A 4,392-nucleotide genomic window follows, 5' to 3' on the forward strand; every position below is an offset into this window, starting at 1 on the left:
CTCAGCACAACCTCTGGCGCCGAGAGGATCGCGCCTTCGCGCAGACGAATCGCCGAGGTATTGCCGATCACCTTGATCGAGCCGCCCTCCGAACCGTAATACACGGTTGGGGTGCCACCGATGGTCAAACGTCCGGCATTCAAGCGGTTGAGGGTGTCGGCGTACAGCGATACACCGTCGAACCCTGGCGTTCGCGTATGCCCGGCACCGAGAATTTCAAACTCTGCGCCGGTATAACCGCCCTGAACGACCGCCGTACCAATAACCCCGCCGCTGGCAGGTTTGAACAGCACCTGCCCGTTGAAATCCAGGGCTGAGTCGTGCTCGCCGCCACTGACCATGCGCAGGTGCAGCGTGTTGCCGTCCAGCGGTGTGCGGGCGCGCGGCAGACCGCGGCGGGCAGCATCGTTGAGCACAAATTGGCTGAACCCGGTTTCGTTGTACTGTGAATAGCGCCGCAGCACATCGGCAGACGTCACAATGACCTGGCTGGGCAAACTGTCGCGGATATCGGTGTTGGCAATCGACAGCTGTCCGGCCGTGGTCCACGAGCCATTGCGCAACTTCAACGCACTGTCGATCGGCCCCGCAATCGCTTGACCATTGATTTCGACCCGCAAGGCGCCCGGTAACAAGGCAAAAGTCGATGGCAGCAAGGTGTAGGTGCCGGGTGCCAGTCCGGCAACGCCGGTCCCGAGGGTGATCTGCTGGCCGATACGCGGGTCGACCGCGCCGGCCTCGGCCAGCATCGGCGCATAGCGGCTCTGGTCACCGGCCACGATTGCATACACGGGGTTGCTGGCCAGCCCCGGCAAACTGAAGGTGCCATCGGTGGCATTGCGTACCAGCGGATTGAAACGCGCGTCGGTGGAGCCACCTCGTCCGGAGACAAAACCGGCACCGCGCAAATCGCCGCCGCCCGAAAGGTCGATCACCGCCCCGGCCTGCACATTGGTGTATTGCGCATCAAGGATGACCCCGGAGGTCGCTCCGGCAATGCCATTCAACATCACCGACTTACCGTTGTACCGATAGTCGATACCGTCGGTGGTTCCTCCATAGGGCATGACCAGTCCGGCGGCGCTGACTGAAGTCACGCTGCCCGGCAGAAGGTGAAGTTCACGGGTTTTGACAATGACGTCATCACCCAGGGATATCAGCCCCAAAGGCGCACGAATGACGCCGCCCTGCTCGATCTGTCCCGCACTGAGTGTCAGGCTGCCGAACACCGAGTAAGGCAAAGCGGTCGGCGCCGCCCCATGATTGCCGATACGCAACGTATGCTCCGGCACCGATCCGGCCATACTCTGATAGCCCACTCGCACCTCAGCCGAGACGCCGCTGGCCGGGTAGATCTGCGCAGCCCGCATGTGCATGTCACCCGCAGTCCACAGACGGCTGCGCTGCTGTTCATCGGTTGGCGCGAGGAAGCGCAAGTCGCCCTGGCTGTCGAGCGTGACCAGACCAAAGCCACGGCGGCTGACCGCCAGCGCCGGAGCGGCCGATTGCACGAGAGTCCCTTCGGTGCCGAATGAAAGCGAGTTGCCCACGTCCAGCAGGTCCGCGCTGGCGGTAAATTGCGCGCCGGACAACTGCGCTGTCGGATTGCTCATCACCCGCGGACGCACTTTGACTTCCGAGCTCAAATAGGTGCCCAGCCCTGACAGGCGCAGGTAAGGTGCGCTGAGGTTGACCCGGGCGCTGTCGCTCGCCGACTCGGCCAATGAAAGAGAACCGGCGAACAGGCTCAGGCCCTGTCCCATGTGCAGGTCTACATCGCCGTCGAACGTCATCAGACCGTTGCTCAGCAGACTCACGCTGTCGAAGCCACCGCTCATCAGCTGATCGGCACTCAAGCGTGTACGCCCGTAGCGTAAAAGTGGCGAAGCCTCACCCGCTTGCAGCGGCTGCGGCAGTGCCGGCGCGGGCCCTTGGGCAATGATCATTTCACGGGGCACGCGCACCGCATTGCTCAAGTTCGCGGGACCGTACGCCGGTGTATCCAGAGCGATCTCCAGACGCCCGCCCGCCGCACCAGCACCACCAGCATTGGCCTGCAGACTGCCCTCGATGAACAGACCATTGTAGGAACTCAGGGTGATCCGTCCGCCATCGGTGGCCACACGAGCGGGGCCTTGCCCACCGCTATCGAGCACGGCTTGCGCACCAGACGCTTCCAGTCGCGCACCTTGGCGGACGATGACGTAAGCATCGGCAGCGGTCGCCGTGATTTTCTTCACATCGATCTCGCCACCGACAATGATCGAGCCACCCTTGCCGACCTGGCCGTAGACGCGGCCCAGCGCATCGACAGCGGTCGCTGCCCGACCGGCGACATCGATCAAGGCATGTTCACCGATCCAGATCGAACGGTTGTGCGGGGTCGGATCGGCCTCTTGCAAGGACGTCGCCACATCAATCGCGCCGAACTGCTGTTGACGGATATCGACAATACCGCCCCAGGCGTTGAGTTCACCATCAAGCGTGATCTGGCCTGCCCCGCGCAAACCGATGCGCTGGCCGGGATCGACACTGATCCGTGAGCCTTCGCCAATCGACAACGGACTGCTGGCGGGATCAATCAAGCCAGCAAGCGTTGCGCCGGCCTGCAATGCGACAGAAGCGCCGGCCCTTTGCGTCAAGACGCCCTTGAGCGGGTCTTCCTGGAATAACGCGGGCGTCCATAGCTCCAGCGCAGCGCGCGGCGACATACCGGACACAATGGTCGAGGCGGATTCGCCAAATCGATAGACCGGCATCTGCACATCGATCGCACTTTGCGCGGCGACCTCCAGCCCCTTCAGACCGATGATGTTGTAGGCGCTGAACCCCGTGCGGAACAGCTCCGGCGTCAGGCGCAAGGTCTGTTCTTCGGCCACTTCGCCGGAAGCGCCGATCCGCACCTTGCTGGCCTGCACGGTCAAGGTGCCGCCGCCGTTCACGCCATAGCCCTGCACCTCGCCATCGAGCACCATGCGCGACAGGCCTGGCGTACTGTTGGCGCTGGATTCAAGCGTCACGTCGCCACCCTTGCCGCCACGCGTCTTGCCGTTGGCCAATACCGCGCCGCCCGACGAAACATCGACCAGACTGCCACTGGCCAGCAGAATGTCGCCGGTACTGCGGATCGACACCGTCCCGCCATTGAGGTACGCAAGGCCGCCCGCGTCGTCCGGGTTACTCGACAGGTTGCGCCACAGACCGCGTGTCTGCAGCTGCACACCCTGCGCAACCGTCACTCGCGCTTGCTTGCCTGCTGAAACCTGGAGACTGGTGTCATCACGCCGATCGGTGGCGAGCTGGTTCAAAACGTTGCCCAATTGCAGGCTGCCGCCTTGCGCAATCAGATCGGCATTGACCTGCACGTCAGGGCTGAACAGGGTGATGTTGCCACCGTGATCCACGGTCACGCCTTCATTGACTTCAATCGTGTTTTTCGCCGAGATCTTCAGCGCGCCCAGCGCGAAACCATTGAGCAGCCCGGCATCGAGGAACAGTTTGCCTGCGCGTTCTGCCGCGACCGCGTCGGTCAGCCCTGCGTTCGCTACGCTGGCATGCGCGCCCCCCACTTGCACCTGATCGAGCAACGGGTCGAGTTGATAGAGCAGGCCGGCACTGGCAGCGACATAAGCAGCATCGTAACTGCCAATCACCAACTGCCCTCGCCGCGCCCGGGCGGTCTGGGTCTGGGCGTAGCCGTCCAGACCTGCCCGCGGTGCCTGGATTTGCCGTTCGCCCTGAAACACCTCACCCAACAGCTGGCCATCCAGCACGGCGTTGCCCGTGGCGATCACCAACTGGCCGGCATCGCGGCCAACGGTGTAACCCGCTTCCTGGCGACGCGTCGGCGCGATCAGCGGGCTATAGAAATAATCCGTCTGGCCCCAGCGCTCGCTGTGACTTTCGTAACCTTTGTAAAGACCGTTGTAGAGAATATCGCCCGGCGCACGTGACACTTCGTATAACCGCCCGTCCGCACCGCGCAGCCAGCTCTGGCGAATCTCGCCGCCCTGCACATCAAGCGTGCCGCCGGACACATTGATCAGCGAACCTTTTTCGCTGATCACGTCCTGTCCGGAAAACCGCACCTCACCGCCCTGCGCCATCCATTCACCAACGCCATGGCCCTGAGTGCCGAGGTATCCGCCGACCTCCAACAACCCACCGGCGGTGTACCAGCGGTCGGTGGCGTAACCGTTGGTGCCCGCCGGCACGAATACCAGCTCACGGACATCGACCCAGATGTCGTTACTGTTGAGCGCGCCGTTCTCGCGATTGACCGGCGCATCACGCTGCTCGTTGCCCTGGACGTTGATCTTGATGTTGTTGTTTGCCATCGCCACTTTGACGCCGAGGGCGCCGGACACGTCGATCACCGCCCCCTCGCGCAAT

1 pseudogene is annotated in these 4,392 nt (G+C 63.2%); it reads right to left on the reverse strand.

Annotated elements, in window-relative coordinates:
- Positions 1-4,392, reverse strand: a pseudogene (locus OQK_RS25670) (hemagglutinin); the annotation flags it as partial.

Origin of the sequence: Pseudomonas sp. R62 (assembly GCF_000257605.1) — a bacterium.
In the GTDB taxonomy this organism is placed as follows: Bacteria; Pseudomonadota; Gammaproteobacteria; order Pseudomonadales; family Pseudomonadaceae; genus Aquipseudomonas; species Aquipseudomonas atacamensis.